The sequence below is a fragment of the Pseudomonas viciae genome, assembly GCF_004786035.1.
Taxonomy (GTDB): Bacteria; Pseudomonadota; Gammaproteobacteria; order Pseudomonadales; family Pseudomonadaceae; genus Aquipseudomonas; species Aquipseudomonas viciae.
The window spans coordinates 1,837,889-1,859,527 of sequence record NZ_CP035088.1; the positions used below are offsets into that span (position 1 = coordinate 1,837,889).

Sequence of the window (21,639 nt, forward strand, 5' to 3'; positions counted from 1 at the left end):
TTATCTATTCAGAAGAGGGGGATTTCTGCAGGATCCGGCTGTTTGCAGAAATCATGTAATTTCGGTAGGCCGGGTTGAAATACCGGTTTATATGTTCTTGCGTGAGGGCGTGTTTCGTACGGGCGCCGGGGATGCGAGAAAAAAGAGCTGATGCCGAGGAAACTGAAATTACTTCGCAGCAGTGATGAAGTTTGGTAAATAACTCAATGGGTATGTGTTCAAGTTCACTCGGGAAGGCTGCAGCACAATACTCCTCCAGTGTGACTAAAAGCTTGCCCATGAATGCCTGGCTTGTTCCAGCATGCTTTTTTATATAGATATGGTCACCTGGCTTCAGATTGGCCCTGCAGATGGCTTTATACAGGGCCAGTTCGTCGTTTTGGCTGGTCAGCTTGCTGTTGGTGAAGTTGCTGAGGATCAGAATGGCCTTGTTGGCATTGTTAGGCTGCTTCGAAAGATATCGCTCGAAGTTTGCGATCTCGGGAAATGCGGCTTTCAATGCTGCAAGGGTGCGATTGAATGTAGCGTCGGGGATGACAACGGGAAGGGGCAGACCGCATTCTTTTTCCCACTCGCCGAAGTCAACAGCAATCATGGCTGATTCAGCTGCCAGCCAAGGCGTGACATCGCCAATACGAGAAAACCAGAAGAGCTCCTTGAGCCAGCGTAAGCCCAGTGGCAAAGGTGTTCTGACTGGTTTTGTCGAAGGATAGAGAAAGCCCGGGGCATCGCCATAGCATATGTTTTTTTCGGCCTGCAGCGCCTGCATGAAGGCTTGGGCTGTGTGGTCCGCACTTGCATCGTGGGCATAGTAGAAGCTGAGCCGCTCTGAGCCCGAAATGCCAAGTGCTTTTCGTATCCAGTTCGCCCGGGAAGTCAATTTTCGGTAGGGCGAAAGTGCGAATCTGCGCTCGTGGCGCGAAAGGAATAGGCATTCGATGTGGGGATAATTGCGCAACGCCGAGTCGAAGAACTGGCGGGCACGGGAGCCTGGTTCGTGGTCGCTTTCTTGATATGACCACACGACAAGCAACGCTCTGGTATCAAGAGCTATGCCTCTGCCTGCCCTGTCATGCTGAAGCGCGCAGAGGGCGTGTAAAAGTTGATGCGGGAATGAGATCATCATTACCGCGCATCCAGGTGAAATATGACATGACGAGGCGCTTTGCATTTGTCTGTTCAAAGCAATCTGCGATTTACCGGTGATTGAATATCCCACGGAAGATGTGGGCGAAGCAGGCAACTGGGCCAAGCATTTGGCCAATTTCCGCGAACGCCTTCGGCAGCGCTGTCATCGACTACGGTAAAACTCAATGCCGCCATTTGAATGATGCGATGATCGACTTCCGAGCCAGGCCACAATTCAATGTCGAAGCGATAGTCTCCAACGTTGAGTAGCGGTGATTGGATAGTGCAGCGTTCGACGTACTGTCCCGCGGGTCGGAGACCTGAGTGTGCATGGTGGTTATCCATGCCTACCAGAATATAGTGGCCTGCCAAGTCCTTAAGGTGGATATGGACGTTCACCGGCCATTTTTCCTTCAGTACGGTGAACTTGACTTCAACGATGAAGCTTTGCTTTACGTCGAATTGGGATGTCACTTGTCCGTCCAGATCAACGATTCTCGCAGCGTCCAACCTTATACAGTCATCGAAAACCGGGGCTTCGGCTTCCGCCCACACCATCTCGGGTGTTAGCTGTATGCCTGAACGGATATATGATCGGGTAATGTCTGAGACGGTCTGAGTTGACTGGCTAGGCGCCGAGCTTGACTGCTCTTTTTCGATCTTGCTGTCATTTATGACTCGGCCATGTGCCATATGCACTGCGCGATTACAAATACGATTCACTGCATCCATATCGTGGCTGACGAAAAGCAGTGTGCGTCCTTGGTCTGCGACTTGAAGCATTTTTTCGGTGCATTTCCGTTGAAACGCCGCATCGCCCACAGCCAGGACTTCGTCCACGATCAGAATCTCTGACTCAAGGTGCGCAGCGACTGCAAAGGCCAGGCGTACATACATGCCGGAGGAGTAGCGCTTGACTGGCGTATCGATAAGCTCGCCCAGTTCAGAAAAGTCGATGATTTCCTCAAGCCGACGGCTAATCTCCCGCGGCTTCATGCCCATGATCGAGCCGTTAAGGAAGATATTCTCTCGACCCGAGAGATCACCATGAAATCCGGTTCCAATCTCCAGGAGGCTTATTAGTCGGCCGCGAAAGCGAAATAGCCCGGACGAAGGCGCTGTAATGCGTGAAAGAATCTTGAGTAGAGTACTTTTCCCGCAGCCGTTCGGGCCAATGATGCCTACCCGATCGCCTTGATTGATTTCCAGGCTAACGTCTTTTAGCGACCAGAAGTGATTGGCTGGCGCGTGTTGGGTTTGAAGCTCGTTCAAAATTGTATGAGCGGGGGGGGCGCTTGCCAGCGAGTCACCGCCCGACGGTTTGCTCAACGGTCTGACGACGCGGCCAAGCATCCATTTAAGTCGCTGATTGATCATTTCCGCAGCGGTCACATTGGACTTGCCGATTCGGTATAACTTTGAAATTTCCTCGCAACGAATGGCCCAGCTCATAGTGTATCCACCACATTCTTGTCGAAATGCTGAAAAACCAGTACCCCAGCGGAGAAGCACACGATGGCGATGGCTATCAGCGTCAATAGCGTGCTCTGCGCGGGCCAATGGCCTTGCATGGCGTCACGGTACCCGGTAATGACCAGCGATAGCGGGTTGACGGCGTACCACGGCTTGGCCCACGACGGGACTGCAGAAACTGGATAGATTGCCGGTGTCGAGTAGTAGAACAGTTGCAGCGCGAGCGGGACAAGGTGCTTGACGTCCCGGTACTTGGCGTTCAGGGGGGCGAGCATCAAGCCGACACCAAGACCGGTCATCAGCGTGCAGGCCAGAAGTAATGGCATCACCAGCAGAAGTTGCGGCGTCCATACGCCATATCCGATCGCAAAAGGGGTAATGAGCAATGTGTAAGCAATCAGGAAGTCCACGGCAGCCCCCACCGCATACGACCCACCTATGAGGAGTCTTGGAAAGTAAACTTTGCTTATCAGGCCCGCGTTACCCTCGATCATCTGGACCGAAGGGTTGAGCACGTTCATGAACGCGTACCAGGGGATTACCGCTACCAAATAAAACATGATGGTCGGTAGCCCGTCTGTGGGTACCTTTACCATCACGCCGAACACAATGACGAATACCCCAACGGTAATGAGTGGTGTGAGGATAACCCAGCCCAGCCCGAATATGGTTTGTGTATAACGGCCTTTCAGGTCACGTTTGCAAAATACCCAGAGCAGTAAGCGAAAGTCCCAGAGGTTTTTGAGCAAGGCCAGAAGATTGAACTGGCTATTGTTATTGACCACCGTTTCCTTGAGGGCAGGGCGGTTTTTTCCGTCGTTACTCATTGGCATGAAATTCTGATGGAGAGGTGGATTTGGATGGGGGGCCGGCCAGTTCATCGATCAGGTTGATGATGCGTTCCATGGAGCGTCCATCCTGCATGCCCCATTCCTTGGCACAGGCCATCTGTTTGGTGCGAGCTTCTTCATAAACTGTCTTGTTTTCAGTCAAGCGTTCAACCAGCGACACAAAAGTACTGTACCGATTGGTTGTGAATAGACCTTCGGCACCGTTGAAGTCCGTGTAGCCGTAGTCATAACAGTCATAGTTGATCGCCGGAATTGCGCAGGCAGCAGCCCAGCGCAAGGTTGAGGACACGCAGGCAACAAACAGATCACAGGCTGGAACCAGGTCCAGTGTGTCGATATCTGTCACGCGATGATGTAGGCGATAGGGACGTAGGACCTCCATCAACAGGTTGGGGTCGGTGACCGGATGTGGGCGGATCACGACATTGAAGTCGCTAAAGCGACTCGCCGCAGCCAGTGTCTTGGCCCAGGCCATGCACAATGCCTTGTAGTTGGGGAACTCCAGCGGTATATCGCGCGAACCATATTGGTCGGTCGGCCAGGCGCATACTAGCAATGGCTTGTTCGGGTCGAGCCTGAGACGGCGGAAAATCAAGCTTCTCGCAGTATCGGATTTGCGTGCAGTGTAGAGAATGTCGTCATAAGCCGCACCGGTGACCCTCAATTGGCTCGGTGGGAAGAGCATGCGCTGGTAGTAGCGTTGCATCTCCGGACTTTCTACCCCGATGCAGGTGGTGCGGCTATTGTTGGGGATCCAAGGGTGCTCTGGCGCAATACCGAGTGTCTCGAGCAGGAAGATTTTCTGTCCGGGCAGGCGCAGCAGTTTTTTCGACGCGTAGTAGTTGACCCAGTGCGGGAATAGCGATGCAGCGAGTTTGTTGATGATATTTCGTTCAGCGTCGTAAGGCGGCTTGTCGGAAAGGCTCTCAACCATTTCCTTGGCGGTACCCACGGCGAACGGAATAATCAGCGTCGGGACATTGTCTCTGTTGCACAACTTGGTCAGGAGCGAGTTGACCGAGCCGGGAAACTCCTGGCCATAGATGACGAGCGCCGGAGTGATGTGTTTATAGACGAGGCGTGCATAGTTGAATGGCTGGAGAGTCCGCGCATGTTTCCTCTTCTTGCGAGCATCTATTACACCAGCGGTGCGCTCAGTCAGTGCCAGCAGGGGGGTTGCTAAGGCTGAGAGCAAGAGTGCGGCACCAGTGGCGAATGGGCGCTTGGGTTTCCTTTCCTGGCGCAGCGAATGCGGGATATAACCGTTTTCCAGCCCGTCGGCGATTTCCTGATACTGCTTCGACTGCAGCGAGCGCCTCAAGGAGCGGCCGGGGAAATAATCATCGAAACCATTCAGGCGGCAGGAGGCGCGATCCTGCTTGAGATTTATATATCCTTGTTGGGCGAAAAGGAACGCGACGCCATAACCTGCATCTTTCGCGGCCAGGGCAACTCGGCGGAGTTCTACGAACTCACCAGCTTCATTGACGACAAAAAGTATTTTTTTGTCGGGGGAGGGAGAACCGAATTTCATCCACCACCTCTTGCGCGCATTTTGTTTGAATCTCCGTTCTGAAACATTAGAGGAAACAGCCTGGGGGTCAGCCCATCCTGCTGATTCCGGAGCTGGTCCAGCAGCCTACCATAGCGATCATGCAGCAGAGCCGCGTCAAGCCTTAAAGGGGTTAGTCTTGATCCGGGCGGGAGATTCACTCCCGTCCACTGCCTACTTTTGCTTGGCGTCAGCGAGCGCGCTAACTGCCCGCAATCTTGCGTTTTCGGTTTTTTCAGCCGCATCGCGTAGGACTTCTGAGCTCGGTGATGCGGCAGCGATTGCAGCCGTCAATTGGGCGTAGGAGGTCAGTTTCAACATCGCTGATTCGGGTGAGATTTGAAGTTCGCTCAGTGCTTGCTCGGCTCCCTCGAGCGCCGCTTGAGCCACCGACTCGGGAGCTTTTGCTGCCATTTGAGCCGCCGATTCCGGTGAGGAAAGGGACATCTCAAGCACCTGACTCGCAATGACTTGAGAGGGGGTAGCGACCTGCTCAGGTCTGCCCACTACATTGTTCTGCGGCTGCGATGATTCGTCGCAACCGGTTAGCGTGACGCTGGCAACAGCGAGTGTTCCGAGGAACAAGACGATTTTTTTCATGAGGTCGCTCATTTTTTGAGTATTTTGCAATGGACTTCGATGTCTGGGGGGCGGCTTGAGTTCAAGCGATGTTTCCCGTGTGGGAAGGCCATTCATGCTGGGCTCGCTCGAACTCTTCCATCCGACCGATGTCCAGCCAATACTCTCGAAGAGGAAAGGCTGCTGTCGTTTCTTCGGCCGCGATCAATTCTTCGAAGAGGGTTGGCATGTCATAGAACGTATCCGATGGAATTCGGTCAAGCGCGCTGGGTGATATTGCGTAAATCCCTGCGTTCACATAGAAGTTATGAACGGGCTTTTCATCAATGCAGGCGATTTTTGATCCATTCATCCTCACGACGCCATAAGGTACTTGGAAGTCGTACTCGCGCACCGTCATGGTTGCTGCGGCGTCATGCTCGGAGTGAAACTGTAAAAGGCCATCGAAGCGCGCTTGTGTAAGCAAGTCGCCGTTCATTACGAGAATTGGATGCTCAGGGCGCGTGGTCAGTAGTGACAGTGCACCTGCTGTCCCCAAACGCTTGTTTTCTTCCAGGTATTGAATGCGAACCCCCCATCTGCTGCCATCGCCGAAGTGGTCGCGTACGACATTGGCCAGATAATTCACTGACAAGAAGAAATTACGGAAACCCTGTTCGACGAATTTTTCGAGGATGCATTCAAGGATGGGCTTGCCAGCGATCGTCAGCATCGGTTTTGGGCAGCTTTCGGTCAGTGGGCGCAGACGTTCGCCTAGTCCGCCAGCCATGAGGACTACCCAGTTGGGGCGCTCGATGATGCCGGTGAGTGCATCGAGTGTAGAAAGGCCGACGACGTGCTGCTGCTCATCCAGTAAAGGAAGATGGTGTATTACATTGCGGCGCATCAGTGCCAACTGTTCGCATTGCGAGGACGAGGCGCGTGCGGTTATGGGGCATCTATTCATGACTTGCGCAACAGGAGTGTCCAGGCTCACATCTCGAAGAACGGCCCGGCGCACATCCCCATCGCTCAGGGTGCCGACCAGTTTCTGCTGTGCGTCCAGCACCAAGGCCAATTGCGTCGCGCAGTTGTCAATGCGAACGATGGCATCACGTAGGGAGGTCTCTGCGGCAACTACTGTGTCTCTCCAATCCATCACTTAATGATTTCCTAATCTGATCTGGTTGCCGAGGACAGAAATGTCCTGTTGTATCAAGCCTAGCGGTACAGTATGGCTAATTGATATTGTTTTTTTGGTGGTGAGTATGGCGAAGTGATATTAATTTTTTGCGTCTGCGGTGATCTCGTATGGGTGGCGGTAAAAGCGTCTATTGTCTCTGATCTCAACAGGTTGATCTAGATCTATTACGGTGACTGGTCAAATGGAGTGTTTAGTTGCCCGTGCGAGGCGGGTTCAAGGTGGGCTTGTCCTTGCTGTGGATTCGGGTTGATGGCATGCGAGATAGTTGGTCTGAAGCTCGGTTATAATCCGTCTGCTTTGAATAGGGAGGAGCCTGTGTTGCAAAATGTTTAGTTAAGCAGGGTATGGCATTTGGCGCATTGCAATTGCGGGCTTTTCAGGCAAACTCTTTGGCTTGTGTGGGTGTGCGTAAGGTCCTAATGTATAGTGCCGGGGCGGTACGCCTTTAAGGTGCGGGTCGTCAAGAGTGGAGCTGGTCATGCTCGGCCGGAGGCAGGTGCTTCGCTATCTTGGTCGTCGTGCTCGATGCCTGGCATTTTTTGGCATGATGGTCTGGATAGGGTGGGATGCTCTGGGATCCAGATTGCGATAAGGCGGGCTGGGCGTGAAAGCTTGGTCGAGTGGATCGTTTTGGTATGCGTCAAAGCCAGGTCGCTGTGTTGTGTCAGTCTGTCGATGTTGCAGGGGTGTCTACGAACTCTCAGTTTGCGGGTCTGTTTGGCGTACTCTAAGATTTTCCGATAGCCTCGATGATGCCTTGAAATTTTCGAGGTGCAGTAAGAGTGCTTTTGCAGTGAATGGCATGGATTTGGTGTAAGAATAGTCCTATTTATTTTTTGGTGGCCCTTTGGCTGTTGTGGTCTAGGGAACGTTAAGGGTTGAGCGATGACTACAGTTTTGGTAACCGGCGCCGATGGATTTATTGGTTCGCATTTGACTGAAATGCTGGTGCGTGAGGGCTACAAGGTCAAAGCGCTTTCCCAGTATAATTCGTTCAACTACTGGGGTTGGCTGGAAGATGTAGACTGTCTGTCTCAGATTGAAGTGCTTAATGGGGATGTTCGTGATCCGCATTATTGCAAGCATATTACCAAGGATGTGGATATTGTCTTTCATCTTGCGGCTCTGATTGCGATTCCTTATTCATATGTCGCACCTGATAGTTACGTTGATACGAATGTCAAAGGGACGTTGAATATTTGCCAGGCCGCTCTGGAAAACGGCGTAAAGCGTGTTATTCATACGTCGACCAGTGAGGTTTACGGTACCGCGCAGTACGTGCCGATCGACGAGCTCCACCCGCTGCAAGCGCAATCCCCTTACAGTGCATCGAAAATTGGTGCAGATGCGATGGCCATGAGCTTCTTCAATGCGTTCGATTTGCCGTTGACTATTGCGCGCCCATTCAATACTTATGGCCCGCGTCAGTCGGCCCGTGCGGTTATTCCGACGATCATCAGTCAGATTGCTTCGGGTCAGAAGCAGATCAAATTGGGCGATGTGACGCCGACGCGAGACTTCAACTATGTTACTGATACTTGCCGTGGCTTCCTGGAGCTGGCGCGTTGTGAGCAGGCTGTTGGTGAGACAGTCAACATTGGCTCGAATTTCGAGATTTCGGTAGGTGATACCCTCAACCTGATCCGCGAGCTGATGGGCAGTGATGTCGAGTTCCTTACCGACGAGCAGCGGATGCGTCCAGGAAAGTCCGAAGTTTTCCGTTTGTGGTGTGATAATTCCAAAATCAACGGACTTACCGGCTTCAAACCTGAGTACTCAATCCGCGATGGCTTGGAAAAGACTGTTGAATGGTTCACTCAGCCACAGAACCTTGCAAAGTATAAAGCCAATATCTACAACGTTTGAGGCTCGGTATGTTTGATTCCCTTGTCAGGTTTGTGCGCGAGCAATACGGCACGCAGGATTTCATCCCGCTGCATGCTCCGGTATTTGCAGGAAACGAGCAAAAGTATCTGGCCGATACCATCGTCTCGACTTTTGTTTCGAGTGTGGGAGCGTTCGTCGACCGATTTGAGCATGACATGCAGGCCTATACAGGCAGTGCGCGCGCGGTCGCTACTGTCAATGGTACGGCGGCACTCCACGTGGCACTGCTGCTTGCCGGCGTCAAGCCAGGTGAGTTGGTGATCACGCAATCATTGACGTTTGTGGCTACCTGTAACGCTATCACCTATTGTGGCGCTCAGCCGGTCTTCGTCGATGTGGATCGCGAAACGCTCGGTTTGTCACCTGTTGCGCTGGAGGCTTGGCTTGAGCAGGAGGCTGTTATCGATGCTGATGGTGTCTGTCGTCTACGCAGTGATGGTCGGGTAGTACGTGCCTGTCTGCCGATGCATACATTCGGCCATCCAGTCGCGCTGGACGAGTTGATGTCTGTGTGCTCGCAATGGGGGCTGGCGCTCGTCGAAGATGCCGCCGAGTCATTGGGTAGCACCTACAAAGGTCGTCATACGGGTACCTTCGGCCTCATTGGAACGCTGAGTTTCAATGGCAATAAAGTGATCACTACCGGCGGCGGCGGCATGCTGCTGACCAATGCAGAGTTGGGTGCGCGGGCGAAACATTTGACCACGACCGCCAAGCAGCCACATCCCTTTGAATTCGTTCATGACGAAGTCGGGTTCAATTACCGTTTACCTAACCTGAATGCGGCACTGGGATGTGCGCAGCTTGAGCAGCTCGATGGATTTCTGGCTGCCAAGCGCGAACTTGCGCTGAATTACCAGCAGGAGCTGCTGGCCAGCGACCTGCAATTTGTAGTTGAGCCGCATGAATGTCGCTCCAACTATTGGCTTAACGCGGTTATTTGCCAGGATCGCGGACATCGTGATGCCTTGCTTGAGGCGACAAATGGAGCGGGTGTCATGACGCGCCCTATTTGGGCTCTGATGAACCGTCTTCCTGCCTTTAAGGAATGTCTCAAGGGTGATTTGAGCAACGCCGAGTGGCTGGAGGCGCGAGTTGTCAACCTGCCGAGCAGTGTGCCTTCGAGACAGGCTTCATGACGCGTCGTGTTGCCGTTTTCACGGGCACTCGAGCAGAGTATGGCTTGCTCTATTGGTTGATGAAGGAGATTGAGGGCAGCGCGCATCTGGAGCTCCAAGTCATTGCCAGTTGCATGCATCTATCTCCGGAGTTTGGAGAAACCTGGCAGCAAATCGTTCAGGACGGCTTCCAGATCGACGCAAAAGTCGAGATGTTGCTCTCCTCGAATACCGATGTCGGTACTGTCAAGTCGATGGGCATCGGTACGTTGGGTTTTGCCGATGCGCTGGATCGGCTGCGCCCAGACCTGTTGGTCGTGCTAGGTGATCGGTTCGAGGCGCTGAGCATTGCCCAGGCGGCACTGATCATGCGGATCCCGATTGTTCACCTGCACGGCGGGGAATTGACCGAGGGCGCTTATGACGATGCTATTCGTCACGCGATCACCAAAATGGCGTATTTGCACTTTGTGGCGGCGGAGCCCTACCGCGATCGTGTGATTCAGATGGGTGAGTCGCCGGAGCGTGTGTTCAACGTGGGGGCCGTGGGTCTGGATCATCTCGCACGAACGCCTCCCATGTCGCTTGAGGCATTACGTGAAAGCTTGGACTTCGACCTGAGCAAACCGTTTCTGCTGGTCACTTATCATCCAGTGACAGTCCTTAACGAAGATCCAGTGAATAGTTTTGAGGCGCTGCTTCAGGCGCTGGAAATGTTTCCGGCTTATCAAGTGGTAATTACGTATCCGAACGCTGACAACGGAGGTCGCGCGATCATTCCGATGATCGAGAAATTCGCGGTGCTGCATAAAGAAAGGGTTCTGGTCGTACCATCTTTGGGGTTCCGTCGTTATCTCAGCGTGGCGGGGCGGGCTGCGGCAGTTGTGGGTAACTCTTCCAGTGGTGTGATTGAGGTGCCTTCGTTTGGTGTTCCAACCGTGAACATAGGTAGTCGTCAGGCTGGTCGCCTATGTGCGGACTCGATAGTTCACTGCGAGGCGGATAAGCAGTCGATCGTGGGGGCGTTGAGCAAGGTTCTGGAGGAGTCTTTCACTCAAGCCAGCCGGAAAACCGTGAACCCTTATGGGCGGGGCGATGCCGCGAGGAGCATCGTGGGTATACTCGAAAACTGTGACCTCTCGGGGCACAAATCATTTCACGATCTGAGTTGATCTATGAAACCAGAAAACAAGGATTCCGTGTACATCATCGCCGAGGCGGGGGTGAACCATAACGGTCAGCGTGATCTGGCATTCAAGCTGGTGGAGCTGGCGGCGGCGGCTGGCGCCGACGCGGTAAAATTTCAGACCTTCGATGCGCGCAAGCTGGCGTCAACGACTGCACCCAAGGCGCGTTATCAGCAGCAAACCACGGATGCCGCTGAAAGTCAGTTGGCAATGCTTCAGAAGCTCGAGTTGCCGCGAGATTGGCATGCGGAGCTGCAGGCCCATGCCAGGGCGAACGGCATAGAGTTCATCAGTACCGCGTTCGACGGCGATAGCCTGGAGTTCCTCTGCTCATTGGGTATTCCATTCTTCAAGGTCCCTTCCGGTGAGCTAACCAATGGTCCATTGTTGTGGCAGTTTGCCCGCACGGGCAAGCCGCTGATCGTATCCACTGGGATGGCAACGTTGAGTGAGGTGGAGCAGGGGCTTGCCATCATTTCTCATGCGCTGACCAATGATCGTGAGCCTGCGAGCATGGACGAGGTGTGGCGCTGCTGGAGCGATGAGCAGGCACGTAACCATTTGCACGGACATGTAACGCTGCTGCATTGCACCTCCCAGTATCCTACGCCGTTCACGGAGGTGAACCTGCGTGCAATGGACACCTTGCGGCAGGCGTTCGGACTGGAGGTCGGCTATTCGGACCATACGGAAGGGCTGCTCATCCCGCTGGCGGCAGTTGCTCGCGGGGCTTGTGTCATTGAAAAACACTTCACCTTGGACCGCAGCATGGCAGGTCCTGATCACAAGGCCTCTCTGGAGCCAGCCGAGCTGGCCGAAATGGTCGTAAAGATCCGTGGGTTGCAAGGCGCGTTGGGCGGTGCTGCCAAAGCGCCACAGCCGAGCGAGTGGGACACCCGCACCGCTGCCCGACAGCAGGTCGTGGCGGCTTGCGATATTGCGGCCGGCAGCCGCTTCTCGCGAGAGCATTTGACGACTGCTCGTTGTGGTGGCGGGCTTCCGGCCGTCGCCTTGTGGGAGCGCGTTGGCGCCGTTGCGGGCAGAAACTATCGGTCTGGCGAGGCGATTGAGTGACTTTGTCGGGCTATGGTTTCAGCTCCCCTCCCTTGATCGTTCTTGGTGCTGGAGGGCACGCGAAAGTTGTGGTCGCCTTACTCAGGGCGCTCGGTGCTGACGTGAAGGGGGTGTGTGACCCCGGCCTGGTGTCGACGTCGATCACATCCTGGCGTGGCCTTGAGGTATTAGGCGGTGATGAGGTTCTTCAGCGCCATGACGCAGGGAGCGTCGCATTGGTCAACGGTCTCGGGCAGGTCGTTGGGTCTTCCCGGCGCAAAGATATGTTTTTGGAGTTGAAGGCACGGGGATATCAGTTTCCTTCGTTGGTGCATCCGACGGCCTGGGTCGATCCGAGTGTCGAACTGGGTGAAGGCGTACAAGTGATGGCGGGGGCGGTCATTCAGCCAGACGTCACCATTGGTGAGGATACGATCATAAATACCGGATCCAGAATTGATCACGATTGTATAATCGACCGTCATGTTCACGTTGCACCTGGTGCTGTCCTCTGTGGTGCTGTGCGCGTAGCATCCGATGTCTTCATTGGTGCGGGTTCCACAATCATCCAGGGCCTGTCGGTGGGACAGGGAGCCATAGTGGGAGCCGGGGTGACGGTCATAAGAGACCTGCAAGCGAGGCGCGTGGTGGTGAGTTCACCCGTGCGAATCCATGAATCCAAGTACCCAATTCAGCCGAAAAAATCATGAAACCACTTGATCAGAAAATTTGGCGAAAAGTGTTGCTTTCCCCTGCTGCAACCATTCAGCAGGCTATCAGTAACCTGGACGAGTCCGGACTACAGATCGTGCTGGTGGTCAATGCTGAAGGCTTGTTGCAAGGAAGTGTGACCGACGGCGACGTTCGGCGTGGTCTGCTGCGCGGGCTGAGTCTGAACAGTCCGGTAGACCAGATCATGTCAGTGAATCCTTTGGTCGTGCCGCCGGAAATGGGACGCGACATGGTGCTGCATCTAATGCACGCCAACAAAATTCACCAGATCCCGGTCGTTGACACGAGCCGTTGTGTCACTGGTTTGCACTTGTGGGATGAGGTTCTGGATACGAGCGAGCGTACAAACACGATGGTGATCATGGCGGGAGGCCTTGGCAAGCGTTTGCTTCCGCTGACAGAGGACTGCCCAAAACCCATGCTTTCTGTGGGGGGCAAGCCGATACTCGAACTGATTATCGAGCGTGCAAAGGCTGATGGTTTCGTAAACTTCGTACTGTCTGTGCATTACCTGGGGCACATGATCGAAGAGTATTTTGGTGACGGTCAGAGATGGGGGGTCAATATAAGTTATCTTCACGAGGACTCCCCGTTGGGTACAGCAGGCGCAATCAGTCTGTTGTCGCCTCGACCTACCTTGCCGTTTCTAGTAACCAATGGCGATGTCCTCAGCGACATTCGTTACGGAGAAATGCTTGATTTCCACTTACGACATGGAGCGTTGGCAACAATGGCAGTAAGGCTCCACGAATGGCAGAACCCGTTCGGGGTAATCCGCACGGATGGAATCAGGATTACCGGCTTCGATGAGAAGCCCGTTTATAGGACTCATGTAAACGCTGGTATCTATGTTCTGGACCCGATGGTGCTCGATGAACTGGTTGTCGGCGCACAATGCGACATGCCAACCCTGTTCGAACGAGTGCAGCAGAAAGGTGAAGGCACTATTGCCTATCCCATGCACGAGCCTTGGCTGGATGTGGGGCGCCCGGACGATCTGCAGCTGGCTCGTAATAAGTACCCTGTTTGATTGTTGATTTTGAATTTGGAGACCGGTTTTGAAAATTTCCCCTAGCTCATCTGTAGATCTTTCGAAGTTTGCCAAGCCTCACAGTGAACTCGAAGTGTTTTATGGGTTACCTCGTGATGTTAAGTTTTGCAAAGTCTGCAACATGTCGAACCAGCAGCCAATGTCGAGCAACGAGTATGCCCACAGCAATAGCTCGAAAAAATCGACATTGAGCTTCGATGAGCATGGCGTCTGCCATGCTTGCAATTTCAATAAGCTCAAGGAAGATGGCGAGATCGACTGGGATGAGCGCGAGCGCGAGCTGGTCGAGCTGTGCGACCGCTATCGCAAGTCCGATGGTACCTACGACTGCATCGTTGGCGGCAGTGGTGGTAAGGACAGTGCCATGCAGTCTCACCTGCTCAAATACAAGTATGGTATGAATCCTCTTACCGTTACTTGGTCTCCACACCTGTACACGGATATTGGCTGGAAGAACTTTCAGAATTGGCTGCACGTGGGGGGGTTCGACAACTTCCTGTACACGCCGAACGGCAAGATTCATCGGCTGCTCACTCGTAACGCCACCATCAATCTGCTGCATCCCTTCCAGCCCTTCATCCTGGGGCAGAAGACCTTCGTCGCGAAGATGGCTGCGCAGCTCAATATTCCCTTGATTTTCTACGGGGAAATGCCAGGCGAGTACGGCGAGAAAATTTCGCACAAGACGTCGAGCTATGCCGCCAAGGATCAGGAAGTCGAGAGCGAGGGCTTCTCTCTGGACTATTTGGGCGACAAGGACGTGCGTGATGTTTATCTGGGTGGCAAACAGATTGGTGAATACCTGGACGAAGGCATTCCGCTGGTCGATCTCACGAGCTACCTGCCGATGGCGCCGGATGTGCTTGAGAAGAAAGGCATCGATTTCAAATACCTTGGCTACTACAAGAAGTGGGTACCGCAAGAAGCCTACTATTACGCAGTTGAGCACACGGGCTTTGAAGCCAACCCTGTTCGCACCGAAGGTACGTACTCGAAGTACAACAGCCTTGATGACAAAGTCGACGGTTTCTTCTATTTCACTCGCTGGATCAAGTTCGGTGTCGGTCGGACGATGATGGATTCCGCTCAGGAGATTCGTAACCATCATATCGACAAGCAGGAAGCGATTGCGCTCATGCAGCGTTATGAAGGCGAATACCCATCGCGCTACGAAAAAGAGTTCCTCGATTACATCAGCATGACGCGTGAAGAGTTTCTGGCCACTTGTGACAAATTCCGCTCTCCGCACTTGTGGCATGTTGTCGACGGTGAGTGGAAGCTGCGTTATACCCCGTGGGACCAAGCTGAATGAGTAATACGCGACTGATTGCCCGCCTGGATGTAAAGGGGGCCAACCTGATCAAGGGTATTCATCTAGAGGGGCTGCGCATCATTGGCTCCCCCGCCGAGCATGCCCAGTTTTACTACGATCAGGGTATTGATGAGTTGATATATATGGACTGCGTGGCGAGCCTGTACGGTCGCAACAGTCTCGGCGAGTTGATCAAGAAGACGGCTGAGAACGTCTTCATTCCCATGACTGTCGGCGGGGGCGTTCGTTCGATTGAGGATGTTGCTCATCTGCTGCGCTGCGGTGCCGACAAGGTTGCAGTGAATACCGCTGCCGTTGGCAACCCACAGTTGATTACTGAAATTGCGCGCCGCTTTGGTAGTCAGTGCATGGTGCTCTCGGTGGAAGCAAAGCGAGTCGGGAATCAGCGTTGGGAAGTGTTCACCGATAACGGTCGCGAAAGTACGCAGCTGGATGTCGTGGAATGGGTCCGTAAAGCTGCTGCTCTCGGAGCTGGCGAAATACTGCTGACTTCGGTCGATCGCGAAGGAACGCGAAAGGGCTTTGATTTGGAGTTGGTTGAGGCGGTCGCCGAGGCTGTTGAAATCCCGATTATAGCCAGCGGTGGCATGGGCAAGACGCAGGACCTCGTCGACGTGGTGGGGCGTGGCGCAGACGCCGTTGCAATGGCTGATATTCTGCACTACAAGCGGGCCTCTTTGAATGACATCCGGGCAGGCGCTTTGGCTGCCGGGATTCGAGTGCGTACTTATGAGTAATGTTGTGGCTGTTGTTGATTACGGCGTAGGCAACCTGTTCAGTGTCCAGAGAGCGCTGGAGCATTGCGGTGCCACCGTCGTTCTGGTGGATGATCCGGAGAAGCTGAAACAGGCTTCCAAAGTCCTGTTGCCAGGGGTCGGGGCATTTCCGGATGCCATGGCGGCTCTGAGTCGCAACGGTATGGATCAGGCTATCAAGGAGTATGCCCGCTCGGGTGCGCCGCTGTTCGGAATCTGTCTTGGTATGCAGATGCTGCTCGACAGCAGTAACGAGTTTGGATTTGCCAGCGGCTTGAGTTTGATCCCGGGTACTGTCGAGCCGATCCCGACGCGTGATGAGTCCGGCAAGCGTTTCAAAGTGCCGCATATTGGTTGGTCCGATCTTGTCTATCCCGAAGGGCGGAGCTCGTGGGATGGCACGTTGTTGTCCTCAATCGACTTGAGCAACAATGCCGTTTACTTCGTGCACTCGTACATGGCTGTTCCGGTGTCCCGTGAGCACCGTATTGCTGATTGTCGGTATGGCGATACTTCTGTTGCGGCGGTTATCGGGAAAGATAACGTATGGGGGGCTCAGTTCCATCCGGAGAAGAGCGGTAAGGTGGGCCTGTCCATGCTGCATAACTTTGTGAATCTGGTATGAGGATCCTGGCAATAGTCCCCGCGAGGGGAGGCTCCAAGCGCTTGCCTGGCAAGAATGTAAAAATTCTTGGCGGGCGACCGCTGATCGCCTGGACGCTCCAGGCTGCGTTGGACAGCCAGGTTATTCTGGAAACGCTCGTTTCCACGGATGATCCAACTATTGCCGAGGTTGCTCAGCGTTATGGCGGTGTGGTGCCGGGTTTGCGCCCGGCCCATTTGGCCACGGATACAGCGAGCAGCGTGGACGTTGTGCTGCATGTGTTGAATGACTTTGAAACTCAACATGGTGCAGTGGATGGTGTCATGCTGCTTCAGCCCACTTCTCCGTTTCGAACGGCGGAGTCGATCAGGCAGGCGGTCGCATTGTTTCATCAGGACCGCTCTCGCCCTGTTGTCAGCGTGTGTGCTGCCAGCATCCATCCTGCCTGGTGTTTCAGGTTTGAAAATGGCGCAATGGAACCCTTTATGGGGTGGGAGCCACTTGTCCAACGGTCACAGGATCTGGAGCCTGCCTTTACCCTCAACGGCTCCATTTACCTGATCGCACCGCAGGTATTGCGTGAACAACAACGATTCCTGTGCCCCGGTACGGTTCCGTTGGTAATCCCTGATGGGGTCGAGTCATTGGATATTGATACGGCGGACGATTGGGACGCGGCGGTGAATGCTGTTGATGAGCTCCGCAGCCGCTGATGTTGTTTGATCGATGCTCTGATGTCCTGAGAAATTCTAGTTCCTGGGTTTCCGCTTTTCGTATCAAAACCAAGCTGAATGGGCGGTCCCTGTAATGAGTTTGAAGCGGGTCGGTGGTACGGCAATTATCTATGCGGTATCGAATGGCGTCGGGGCCGCAGCCCAATTACTGCTGATCTTGTATTGCGCCTATGTTCTCCCAGGTAGTGCCCTGGGTATTTTGACGCTCTTCAGTGCCATTGTTGCCCTCGCCACACAAATGTTGGGCTTGGGGTTGGTGGCAGCTTTTCAGCGTGATTTTTTCACCGCCCAGGCTGATGCTCGAAGGAAACAATTGTCGTCTGTCGTGTGGGCGGTGGTAGGAGCCGGTGGTGCTCTCTTGCTGCTGGTTTGCGTCCTGCTACCGATCGTTGGATATGATTCCCAGGCCCTGCCTTCGGGACTCGTCGTGACCGCGTTGGCAGGTGCATTGGGGCAAGCCTTGCAACAATTCCTGCTGGTGACGTGGCAGTCAGAAGGCAAGTCAGCAACCTATGCCAGATACATGCTTGGCATCTGCATTCTGCAGGTGATCGTCCCCATGACCTTTCTGCAGATGGTGGGACATGATTGGGAAAGCGCGGTGTATGGGCAGGCGTTGGTGTTCATCTTTGGGGGGGGGTATTCCCTCGTCGTCCTGCGTTCGCTCGGATATCTTCAGTTCTCGGTCGATAGGGCTTATTTGAGGCAAGCGCTAGGTTTCAGCTTGCCTCTTGTTCCCTACCAACTGGCTGGCTGGGGAATGGCTATGCTTGATCGCTTCATCATCACAAGCTTTTGTGGTGTTGCCATTGCGGGCTACTATGCCTTGGCGTTTCAGGTGGCGCAGGTACTGAATATTCTATCCGGCGGCTTCACCCAGGCGTTTACGCCTTGGCTTTATGCCTTGCTGGCAAGGCGTGATGTTCGTGCCAATGGGCAAATCGCAATCGTGGTTATAGGCTACGCCGGCGGAATGATGGCTATGTGCTTGCTAGGCTATTTGTCTTTCAGCGTCGCGGTCGATATCCTTGCTAAGGAAAGCTATCAACAAGCGCTTGTTTTTGCTCCCTGGCTGTTCTTGGCGATGCTGTTCAACGGTTTGTATCGAGTGGCAAGCAGTTTTGTTCTTTTCTATGGCAAAACAGCCATGCTGGCTCTGGTGCTGGGAGCCGTGGCTGTGTTGAGCTGTGGTTTGAATTACCTCTTCGTTCCTGTCTATGGCGCAATCGCTTCGGGATGGATTGTGGCGTTCTCTTTCGGCTTGCTGTTCGCTACAACGTCATTGATGGTGGTCAAGCGTCGCGGTGGACAGACCGCGCTTGGTGCGCATCAATGCTAATTTTGGTTGGTCTAGGCTAGCGTTCTGCTCGCCGGACTACCGCCGTTTTTCATAGCCAGCTGTCGGCGAAGCGTCACCATCAGTACGCAAGCTTGAGGTGAATCCATTGAATACTGAACACGTCCTGCTTGCAGGAGGGCGAGTCATACCGTTTTCCGATATTCGTTCACGCTACTCGTTGAGCATTTTTCAAACTGAACTTTTTTATACGGTTTGCGAGTATATGGCCAAGCAGGCTGGCGCTCGCGACGTTGCCTACAAGGTCCTGGCCAACCTATACGCATTGAAGTCTTCACGGGTTAAGGACTTGGTCTCGCTGCTTTATTTTCTCAAGGAGGAGGGGCATAGCTGTATACAGATTCGTGGCTACGAGGATGCCGTCAATCTGCTTGATGAGTTTCATCACGAGATCATGCCTCGCGTCGTTTCGCTTGGCTCCAATCACATACCCTACCTCGCACGCTCCACCACCTTATTCATCGTTTTGAAGATCGCTCTCCATCGATTGTTTCGGATTTTTTCTGGGCGCTCGATAGGTGCAACTTCGATTGTACGTGGCTGGGTCGAAGTGACCGACTCGATGTACAAGGATCGGCTAGCGTCCTCGGTGTTGCTGCTTTATCCGTTTCCTTACGGCATCGCACGACAATTCAGATTTTTTCGTACCTGCAAAAAGAGTGGCTTGCGCGTACGCTTGGCCGGCCTGCCCTATAGCTGGCGGCATTTATCCGGACTTTTGTTTCACCCGTGCGATTCGGCGCTGCGAGTGGTCGAGGCGGAAGTGCAGGCATACGTGGACTATGCGGACGAATTGCTCGCGCAGGGAGTGAGGACGGTATACACCAGTGATGAGTTCGAAGTTGCGTCAGTGGCTTTGTATGAGCGTCTGATTGCAAACGGAGTCAAGGTCGTCAATACCGCGCATGGTGTTGGGCTGTACGCGCCGTTCGTTGCATATTCCGAATTTCGCGGAGTTAATTTTGCTCAGGCGGATTTCTATCGCCGTCGCTGTCCTGATCTCACGCCAGTTGTACGAGAGGGCAAGAACACTCAGCTTGCATTGGCTCGCGCGGAGGATGCCCTCGATTTGCCGCCAGCTGTGGTGCTGCTAGACCAGAATTTTCTGGATTTTCAGTGTCTTGCTGAGGATCGCGCCCTCAAATCGACATATGAAACGCTTGAGACCTTATGCGCGCGTGATGGCTTGCCGCTGTTTGTGAAGATTCATCCGAATAGTAAGGATGACAGTGCGTCCAAGGCCTCCGGCTCGGTGAGACGAGTCAGGCGCTGGGAGGATATCAACGGCGTGAGACCCATTTTCGTAACGGTCAACTCTACGGCGTTCTACGACGTTCAGGGGCATGGGCCGATACTCATCTGTGACGAGCGATCATTTTTTCCTGAGATCTATTTTGGTGAGAGGCTTATGACCTACACCTTGGACAACCTTGAGCTGAGCATCGAAAAGTTGGTCGACAGTGCCAATTGGATGGCTGCGGCCAGGCTGCATGAACAACGGGGGCGCTAGGTTTGTGATGAAGTACTTGATAGTCAGGTTGTACACAGCATTACAGCTACTTTTTTGCTATCGGTTTCGTTCGGTTGGCCGCCAGCCCAGGTTAGGCCGCAGGCTGTTCATATTTCCGAAAAAGGTGACATTGGGGGATCATTGCTACATTGGTGCTGGGAGTTATCTGGACGGTGATATCACCATTGGAAACCACTCCATGCTGGCCAATAACGTCGCCATCGTAGGCGGCGATCATGCGTTCGACAGGCCAGGGGTGATGATGCGTGATGGTGGCCGAGAGGAGTGGTTGCCGACGATACTGGGCAGAGATGTCTGGATAGGCCATGGCGCGATCATTCTGAATGGCATTTCCGTGGGCGATGGAGCAATCGTCGCAGCCGGCTCGGTGGTAACCAAAAATGTTGCCGCATTTTCAGTGGTTGCTGGTAACCCGGCCCGGCACATAAAATGGCGTTTTGATGAGGCGGGCCAAAGCGTGCATTCAGCAGTGTTGGGTGGGGGTTATAGCGGTGTTTAAGGCAAAAAAACTCCTTATTACAGGGGGAACGGGGTCTTTTGGTAATGCTGTATTAAAGCGGTTCCTTCACACTGATATTGCAGAAATTCGCATTTTCAGTCGCGATGAGAAAAAACAAGATGACATGCGTAAGCGTTATGCCAATAGCAAACTCAAGTTTTATATAGGCGATGTGCGCGATTATCAAAGTATTCTCAATGCCAGTCGTGGCGTCGACTATATATTCCATGCGGCTGCTCTGAAACAGGTTCCTTCGTGTGAGTTTCATCCGATGGAGGCGGTGAAGACTAATATCTGTGGTACGGAAAACCTTCTCGAGGCCGTCATCCAAAATGGTGTGAGACGTGTTGTCTGTTTGAGTACCGACAAGGCGGTCTATCCGATCAATGCGATGGGCATATCCAAAGCCATGATGGAAAAAGTCATGGTGGCCAAGTCCCGCGGCCTTGATGACTCCACTACTGTTATTTGCGGCACGCGTTACGGCAACGTGATGGCGTCCCGCGGTTCGGTCATTCCGCTATTTGTCGAACAAATACGTGAAGGACAACCATTGTCAATCACTGACCCGAACATGACCCGTTTCATGATGACGCTTTCCGATGCCGTGGACTTGGTTCTTTACGCATTTGAGCACGGTCGAAATGGTGATCTGTTTGTACAAAAAGCACCGGCCGCCACAGTACATACGCTCGCCAAAGCCTTGACATATATGATGGGCAAGCCCGATCACCCTATTCAGGTGATCGGCACCCGACATGGTGAAAAACTGTACGAAGCCCTGTTGAGTCGTGAAGAAATGGCGTGTGCCGAAGACCGTGGCGGTTATTATCGAATCCCGCCTGATTTGCGCGACTTGAACTACAGCAAATTTGTGGAGCAAGGTGAGGAGAGAATTTCGCGTGCCGAGGATTACAACTCACATAACACTGAGCGTTTGGACGTCGATGGTATGCAACGCCTGTTGCTGAAGCTGGATTTCATGCAGGCCATTCAGCGTGGCGAGCATGCCACTCCAGAGGAGTGAGGGGC

At 53.6% G+C, this 21,639-nt stretch carries 20 protein-coding genes; 14 read left to right on the top strand and 6 right to left on the bottom strand.

Going from position 1 to position 21,639, the window contains the following annotated elements; genetic code table 11:
• Nucleotides 1–4: 4 nt before the first annotated feature.
• The 6 genes from EPZ47_RS08440 to EPZ47_RS08465 form a co-directional block, all read right to left on the bottom strand.
• Complete coding sequence (locus tag EPZ47_RS08440; RefSeq protein WP_135844362.1) at nt 5–1,126, bottom strand: hypothetical protein; 1,122 nt, start codon at nt 1,124–1,126, stop codon at nt 5–7.
• A 53-nt stretch (nt 1,127–1,179) separates the two neighbouring features.
• The gene (locus EPZ47_RS08445) at nt 1,180–2,580 is read right to left on the bottom strand and encodes an ABC transporter ATP-binding protein (RefSeq protein ID WP_135844363.1); all 1,401 of its coding nucleotides are present in this window, start codon (nt 2,578–2,580) and stop codon (nt 1,180–1,182) included.
• Nucleotides 2,577–3,428 carry an ABC transporter permease gene (locus EPZ47_RS08450; protein WP_135844364.1) on the bottom strand — a complete coding sequence of 284 codons (852 nt, stop codon included), beginning with the start codon at nt 3,426–3,428 and terminating at the stop codon, nt 2,577–2,579. The genes EPZ47_RS08445 and EPZ47_RS08450 overlap by 4 nt, the downstream gene beginning before the upstream one ends.
• Complete coding sequence (locus EPZ47_RS08455; RefSeq protein WP_135844365.1) at nt 3,421–4,986, bottom strand: hypothetical protein; 1,566 nt, start codon at nt 4,984–4,986, stop codon at nt 3,421–3,423. Before EPZ47_RS08455 ends, EPZ47_RS08450 begins: the two co-directional genes overlap by 8 nt.
• A gap of 192 nt (nt 4,987–5,178) precedes the next feature.
• Nucleotides 5,179–5,604, bottom strand: a complete 426-nt coding sequence (locus EPZ47_RS08460) for a hypothetical protein (RefSeq protein WP_135844366.1) — start codon at nt 5,602–5,604, stop codon at nt 5,179–5,181.
• A 61-nt stretch (nt 5,605–5,665) separates the two neighbouring features.
• On the bottom strand, nt 5,666–6,721 hold the full coding sequence (locus EPZ47_RS08465; protein WP_202879086.1) for a nucleotidyltransferase family protein: 1,056 nt from the start codon (nt 6,719–6,721) through the stop codon (nt 5,666–5,668).
• Nucleotides 6,722–7,651: 930 nt separating this feature from the next.
• Here EPZ47_RS08465 and EPZ47_RS08470 point away from each other — a divergent pair.
• From EPZ47_RS08470 to EPZ47_RS08535, 14 genes are all read left to right on the top strand, one after another.
• Nucleotides 7,652–8,632, top strand: a complete 981-nt coding sequence (locus tag EPZ47_RS08470; protein ID WP_135844368.1) for an NAD-dependent 4,6-dehydratase LegB — start codon at nt 7,652–7,654, stop codon at nt 8,630–8,632.
• Between the two features lie 8 nt (nt 8,633–8,640).
• The gene (locus EPZ47_RS08475) at nt 8,641–9,792 is read left to right on the top strand and encodes a LegC family aminotransferase (protein WP_135844369.1); all 1,152 of its coding nucleotides are present in this window, start codon (nt 8,641–8,643) and stop codon (nt 9,790–9,792) included.
• Entirely contained in the window at nt 9,789–10,943 is a 1,155-nt protein-coding gene (gene neuC / locus EPZ47_RS08480; RefSeq protein WP_135844370.1) for a UDP-N-acetylglucosamine 2-epimerase, read from the top strand. The genes EPZ47_RS08475 and neuC overlap by 4 nt, the downstream gene beginning before the upstream one ends.
• A gap of 3 nt (nt 10,944–10,946) precedes the next feature.
• The gene (neuB, locus tag EPZ47_RS08485) at nt 10,947–12,032 is read left to right on the top strand and encodes an N-acetylneuraminate synthase (RefSeq protein ID WP_135844371.1); all 1,086 of its coding nucleotides are present in this window, start codon (nt 10,947–10,949) and stop codon (nt 12,030–12,032) included.
• Nucleotides 12,029–12,721, top strand: a complete 693-nt coding sequence (locus EPZ47_RS08490; protein WP_135844372.1) for an acetyltransferase — start codon at nt 12,029–12,031, stop codon at nt 12,719–12,721. Before neuB ends, EPZ47_RS08490 begins: the two co-directional genes overlap by 4 nt.
• Nucleotides 12,718–13,773: a nucleotidyltransferase family protein gene (locus EPZ47_RS08495; protein WP_135844373.1), complete on the top strand. Its 1,056-nt coding sequence runs from the start codon at nt 12,718–12,720 to the stop codon at nt 13,771–13,773. The genes EPZ47_RS08490 and EPZ47_RS08495 overlap by 4 nt, the downstream gene beginning before the upstream one ends.
• A gap of 28 nt (nt 13,774–13,801) precedes the next feature.
• Nucleotides 13,802–15,106 carry an N-acetyl sugar amidotransferase gene (locus tag EPZ47_RS08500; RefSeq protein WP_135844374.1) on the top strand — a complete coding sequence of 435 codons (1,305 nt, stop codon included), beginning with the start codon at nt 13,802–13,804 and terminating at the stop codon, nt 15,104–15,106.
• Nucleotides 15,103–15,864 carry an imidazole glycerol phosphate synthase subunit HisF gene (gene hisF, locus EPZ47_RS08505; protein WP_135844375.1) on the top strand — a complete coding sequence of 254 codons (762 nt, stop codon included), beginning with the start codon at nt 15,103–15,105 and terminating at the stop codon, nt 15,862–15,864. The genes EPZ47_RS08500 and hisF overlap by 4 nt, the downstream gene beginning before the upstream one ends.
• Nucleotides 15,857–16,507: an imidazole glycerol phosphate synthase subunit HisH gene (hisH, locus tag EPZ47_RS08510; RefSeq protein ID WP_135844376.1), complete on the top strand. Its 651-nt coding sequence runs from the start codon at nt 15,857–15,859 to the stop codon at nt 16,505–16,507. Before hisF ends, hisH begins: the two co-directional genes overlap by 8 nt.
• Entirely contained in the window at nt 16,504–17,199 is a 696-nt protein-coding gene (locus tag EPZ47_RS08515; protein WP_135844377.1) for an acylneuraminate cytidylyltransferase family protein, read from the top strand. Before hisH ends, EPZ47_RS08515 begins: the two co-directional genes overlap by 4 nt.
• 94 nt (nt 17,200–17,293) lie before the next feature.
• The gene (locus tag EPZ47_RS08520) at nt 17,294–18,559 is read left to right on the top strand and encodes a lipopolysaccharide biosynthesis protein (RefSeq protein ID WP_135844378.1); all 1,266 of its coding nucleotides are present in this window, start codon (nt 17,294–17,296) and stop codon (nt 18,557–18,559) included.
• Between the two features lie 106 nt (nt 18,560–18,665).
• On the top strand, nt 18,666–20,087 hold the full coding sequence (locus tag EPZ47_RS08525) for a hypothetical protein (protein WP_135844379.1): 1,422 nt from the start codon (nt 18,666–18,668) through the stop codon (nt 20,085–20,087).
• 7 nt (nt 20,088–20,094) lie between these two features.
• Nucleotides 20,095–20,607, top strand: a complete 513-nt coding sequence (locus EPZ47_RS30580; protein WP_272949228.1) for an acyltransferase — start codon at nt 20,095–20,097, stop codon at nt 20,605–20,607.
• Entirely contained in the window at nt 20,600–21,634 is a 1,035-nt protein-coding gene (locus EPZ47_RS08535) for a polysaccharide biosynthesis protein (RefSeq protein ID WP_135844381.1), read from the top strand. The genes EPZ47_RS30580 and EPZ47_RS08535 overlap by 8 nt, the downstream gene beginning before the upstream one ends.
• The last annotated feature ends 5 nt before the right edge of the window (nt 21,635–21,639 follow it).

Bases quoted from the DNA above. Each gene is read 5' to 3' on its own strand.
- EPZ47_RS08470 (WP_135844368.1), top strand. From the start codon at position 7,652: ATGACTACAGTTTTGGTAACCGGCGCCGATGGATTTATTGGTTCGCAT.
- EPZ47_RS08515 (WP_135844377.1), top strand. From the start codon at position 16,504: ATGAGGATCCTGGCAATAGTCCCCGCGAGGGGAGGCTCCAAGCGCTTG.
- EPZ47_RS30580 (WP_272949228.1), top strand. From the start codon at position 20,095: ATGAAGTACTTGATAGTCAGGTTGTACACAGCATTACAGCTACTTTTT.
- EPZ47_RS08440 (WP_135844362.1), bottom strand. From the start codon at position 1,126: ATGATGATCTCATTCCCGCATCAACTTTTACACGCCCTCTGCGCGCTT.
- hisF (WP_135844375.1), top strand. From the start codon at position 15,103: ATGAGTAATACGCGACTGATTGCCCGCCTGGATGTAAAGGGGGCCAAC.
- EPZ47_RS08450 (WP_135844364.1), bottom strand. From the start codon at position 3,428: ATGAGTAACGACGGAAAAAACCGCCCTGCCCTCAAGGAAACGGTGGTC.
- EPZ47_RS08520 (WP_135844378.1), top strand. From the start codon at position 17,294: ATGAGTTTGAAGCGGGTCGGTGGTACGGCAATTATCTATGCGGTATCG.
- EPZ47_RS08465 (WP_202879086.1), bottom strand. From the start codon at position 6,721: ATGGATTGGAGAGACACAGTAGTTGCCGCAGAGACCTCCCTACGTGAT.
- hisH (WP_135844376.1), top strand. From the start codon at position 15,857: ATGAGTAATGTTGTGGCTGTTGTTGATTACGGCGTAGGCAACCTGTTC.
- neuC (WP_135844370.1), top strand. From the start codon at position 9,789: ATGACGCGTCGTGTTGCCGTTTTCACGGGCACTCGAGCAGAGTATGGC.
- EPZ47_RS08460 (WP_135844366.1), bottom strand. From the start codon at position 5,604: ATGAAAAAAATCGTCTTGTTCCTCGGAACACTCGCTGTTGCCAGCGTC.
- EPZ47_RS08475 (WP_135844369.1), top strand. From the start codon at position 8,641: ATGTTTGATTCCCTTGTCAGGTTTGTGCGCGAGCAATACGGCACGCAG.
- EPZ47_RS08445 (WP_135844363.1), bottom strand. From the start codon at position 2,580: ATGAGCTGGGCCATTCGTTGCGAGGAAATTTCAAAGTTATACCGAATC.
- neuB (WP_135844371.1), top strand. From the start codon at position 10,947: ATGAAACCAGAAAACAAGGATTCCGTGTACATCATCGCCGAGGCGGGG.
- EPZ47_RS08495 (WP_135844373.1), top strand. From the start codon at position 12,718: ATGAAACCACTTGATCAGAAAATTTGGCGAAAAGTGTTGCTTTCCCCT.
- EPZ47_RS08455 (WP_135844365.1), bottom strand. From the start codon at position 4,986: ATGAAATTCGGTTCTCCCTCCCCCGACAAAAAAATACTTTTTGTCGTC.